Below are 3,533 nucleotides of genomic sequence, written 5' to 3'. Positions count from 1 at the left end.
TATGTCGAAATGCGCTACGACCCGGAAGAAAAGCGCGTCGTCTACCAGCCGGTGACGATCGAGCCGCGCGAAATCACGCCGCGCGTGATTCGCGAGGATCGCTACGGCGGTCTGAAACACTAAGAGGCCGCCATGGCAGAGATCAAGAACTACACGCTCAACTTCGGCCCGCAGCACCCGGCTGCGCACGGTGTGCTGCGCCTCGTGCTCGAGCTCGACGGCGAAGTGATTCAGCGCGCCGATCCGCACATCGGCCTGCTGCATCGCGCGACGGAAAAGCTCGCCGAGAACAAGACCTACATCCAGTCCGTGCCGTATATGGATCGTCTCGACTACGTGTCGATGATGGTCAACGAGCACGGCTATGTGCTCGCGATCGAAAAGCTGCTCGGCATCGACGTGCCGGTGCGAGCGAAGTACATCCGCGTGCTGTTCGACGAAATCACGCGCGTCTTGAACCACCTGATGTGGATCGGCGCGCACGCGCTCGACGTCGGTGCGATGGCCGTGTTCCTCTATGCGTTCCGCGAACGCGAGGATCTGATGGACGTCTATGAGGCGGTGTCGGGCGCGCGGATGCACGCGGCCTACTACCGTCCGGGCGGCGTCTATCGCGATCTGCCGGACGCGATGCCGCAATACAAGGCGTCGAAGATTCGCAATGCGAAGGCGCTGGAGCGCATGAACGAAGCGCGCCAAGGCTCGCTGCTCGACTTCATCGACGATTTCTTCACGCGCTTCCCGGGTTGCGTCGACGAATACGAAACGCTGCTCACCGACAACCGGATCTGGAAGCAGCGCTTGGTGGGGATCGGCGTCGTGAGCCCGGAACGTGCGTTCCAGCTCGGCCTGACGGGCCCGATGCTGCGCGGCTCGGGCGTGGAGTGGGATTTGCGCAAGAAGCAGCCGTACGAGGTGTACGATCAGCTCGATTTCGACATCCCTGTCGGCGTCAACGGCGATTGCTACGATCGTTACCTCGTGCGCGTGGAAGAGATGCGCCAATCGGTACGGATCGCCAAGCAATGTATCGCCTGGCTGCGCAAGAATCCGGGGCCGGTGATGACCGACAACCATAAGGTCGCACCGCCCTCGCGCGTAGGCATGAAGTCGAACATGGAAGAGCTGATTCACCACTTCAAGCTCTTCACGGAAGGGTTTCACGTGCCGGAGGGCGAGGCATACGCCGCGGTCGAGCATCCGAAGGGCGAATTCGGCATCTATCTGGTGTCGGACGGCGCGAACAAGCCGTATCGCCTCAAGATCCGCGCGCCGGGTTATGCGCACCTGGCCGCGCTCGACGAGATGGCGCGCGGCCACATGATCGCGGACGCTGTCACCATCATCGGTACGCAGGACATCGTGTTCGGCGAAATCGACCGGTAAGCGCCGCACGGCGCGCCAGCAACGAGGGTGGCATGAATGTGCCCCTGATTGCCGGGTGCGCCGGGTCTGCCGCCGCGAACAAAGGCGGCAGGTTTTCGTTCGGTAGGAATTGAAAGAGTTCGTGTTCTCAAAATGATCTCAGCTGATGGCCTGAAAGAAATCGATCGCGCGGTGGCGAAGTATCCCGCCGATCAGAAACAGTCCGCCGTGATGTCGGCCTTGGCCGTGGCTCAGGAAGAGCACGGCTGGCTGTCGCCCGAACTGATGCAGTTCGTGGCCGACTATCTCGGCATGCCGGCCGTCGCCGTGCAGGAAGTGGCCACGTTCTACACGATGTACGAGACGTCGCCCGTCGGTAAGCACAAGATCACGCTCTGCACGAACTTGCCGTGCCAGCTCGGGCCGCATGGCGGCGCGGAGGCTACGGCCGAATATCTGAAACAGAAGCTCGGCATCGACTTCGGCGAAACGACGCCCGACGGCAAGTTCACGCTCAAAGAAGGCGAGTGCTTCGGCTCGTGCGGCGACGCACCCGTGCTGCTCGTGAACAACCATCGCATGTGCAGCTTCATGAGCCGCGAGAAGATCGACGCTTTGCTCGAGGAGCTTTCGAAATGACGTCTTTGCACGACCGTCACATCAAACCCCTGATTCTGGCCGGCTTGAACGGCGAGAACTGGCATCTCGAAGATTACGTCGCGCGCGGCGGCTACAAGCAGCTGCGCCGTATCCTCGAAGAAAAGATTCCTCCCGAGCAAGTCATTGCCGACGTCAAGGCTTCGGGCTTGCGCGGCCGCGGCGGCGCCGGTTTTCCGACGGGCTTGAAGTGGAGCTTCATGCCGCGTCAGTTCCCCGGGCAGAAGTACCTCGTCTGCAACTCGGACGAAGGCGAACCGGGCACGTTCAAGGACCGCGACATCCTGCGCTGGAACCCGCACTCCCTGATCGAAGGGATGGCGATCGGCGCCTATGCGATGGGCATCACGGTTGGCTACAACTACATCCACGGCGAGATCTTCGAAGTCTATCGACGCTTCGAAGAGGCGCTGGATGAAGCCCGCCGCGCCGGTTTGCTCGGCGATAACATCCTCGGTTCGGGTTTCTCGTTCCAGCTGCACGCGCACCACGGTTACGGCGCGTACATCTGCGGGGAAGAAACCGCGCTGCTCGAGTCGCTCGAAGGCAAGAAGGGCCAGCCGCGCTTCAAGCCGCCGTTCCCGGCGAGCTTCGGCGTGTATGGCAAGCCCACGACGATCAACAACACCGAGACGTTCGCCGCGGTGCCGTTCCTGCTCGAGATCGGGCCGCAGGCTTATCTCGAACTCGGCAAGCCGAACAACGGCGGCACGAAGATCTTCTCGGTGTCGGGCGACGTCGAACGTCCGGGCAACTATGAAGTCCCGCTCGGCACGCCGTTCGCGACGCTGATGGAGTTGGCCGGCGGTATGCGCGGCGGCAGGAAGCTGAAGGCCGTCATTCCGGGCGGCTCCTCGGCACCGGTCGTGCCCGGCGATCTGATGATGCAGACGGATCTGGACTACGATTCGATCGCCAAGGCGGGCTCCATGCTCGGTTCCGGTGCAGTCATCGTCATGGACGAAACGCGTTGCATGGTGCGCTCGTTGCTGCGCCTGTCGTACTTCTACTACGAAGAGTCATGCGGCCAGTGCACGCCGTGCCGTGAAGGCACCGGCTGGCTCTATCGCGTGGTCAACCGCATCGAGCATGGCGAAGGTCGCCAGGAAGATCTGGACCTGCTGAACTCGGTGGCCGAGAACATCATGGGGCGCACGATCTGCGCGCTCGGCGATGCGGCGGCGATGCCCGTGCGCGGCATGCTCAAGCACTACTGGGACGAATTCGAATATCACGTGCAGCACAAGCGTTGCCTCGTCGGTGGGCACGCGAATGCGCCGAGCGCCGCCGACGCGGTGCTCGCGTAACGGTCGCGCCGTGGGCTCAGGCATCACGGCGGGCTGCACGAACCATCGCTTTTTTCCGGCCGCCGCCGAACAATTTCCGGCGGGCGGTTCAGCGAGCAAAAGATTGAGCGGTAATAGGTTAAGGACCATTCACCATCATGGTTGAACTTGAAATAGACGGGAAGAAGGTCGAGGTGCCCGAAGGCAGCATGGTGATCCAGGCTG

The 3,533-nt window shown here is 62.2% G+C and carries 4 protein-coding genes and 1 pseudogene; 4 read left to right on the top strand and 1 reads right to left on the bottom strand.

Annotated elements, in window-relative coordinates:
* The 4 genes and pseudogenes from ACTHL0_RS03325 to nuoF all read left to right on the top strand — a co-directional run.
* Positions 1-123, top strand: a pseudogene (locus ACTHL0_RS03325) (NADH-quinone oxidoreductase subunit C); the annotation flags it as partial.
* Between the two features lie 9 nt (positions 124-132).
* The gene (locus ACTHL0_RS03320) at positions 133-1,386 is read left to right on the top strand and encodes an NADH-quinone oxidoreductase subunit D (protein WP_440565168.1); all 1,254 of its coding nucleotides are present in this window, start codon (positions 133-135) and stop codon (positions 1,384-1,386) included.
* Between the two features lie 132 nt (positions 1,387-1,518).
* Positions 1,519-2,004: an NADH-quinone oxidoreductase subunit NuoE gene (gene nuoE / locus ACTHL0_RS03315; RefSeq protein WP_440565167.1), complete on the top strand. Its 486-nt coding sequence runs from the start codon at positions 1,519-1,521 to the stop codon at positions 2,002-2,004.
* Positions 2,001-3,329, top strand: coding sequence for an NADH-quinone oxidoreductase subunit NuoF (gene nuoF / locus ACTHL0_RS03310; RefSeq protein ID WP_440565166.1), 1,329 nt, complete (start codon positions 2,001-2,003; stop codon positions 3,327-3,329). Before nuoE ends, nuoF begins: the two co-directional genes overlap by 4 nt.
* A gap of 23 nt (positions 3,330-3,352) precedes the next feature.
* Here the strand turns inward: nuoF and ACTHL0_RS03305 are convergent.
* Positions 3,353-3,533 (bottom strand): hypothetical protein (locus tag ACTHL0_RS03305; protein ID WP_440565165.1); only part of this gene is annotated, 181 nt, incomplete at its 5' end.

This window comes from Trinickia sp. (assembly GCF_051961175.1).
Taxonomy (GTDB): domain Bacteria; phylum Pseudomonadota; class Gammaproteobacteria; order Burkholderiales; family Burkholderiaceae; genus Trinickia.
This window is presented reverse-complemented; position numbering and strand designations above follow the sequence as displayed.

Excerpts from the sequence above, each read along its gene's own strand:
- ACTHL0_RS03320 (WP_440565168.1), top strand. The coding sequence starts at position 133 with ATGGCAGAGATCAAGAACTACACGCTCAACTTCGGCCCGCAGCACCCG.
- nuoF (WP_440565166.1), top strand. The coding sequence starts at position 2,001 with ATGACGTCTTTGCACGACCGTCACATCAAACCCCTGATTCTGGCCGGC.
- nuoE (WP_440565167.1), top strand. The coding sequence starts at position 1,519 with ATGATCTCAGCTGATGGCCTGAAAGAAATCGATCGCGCGGTGGCGAAG.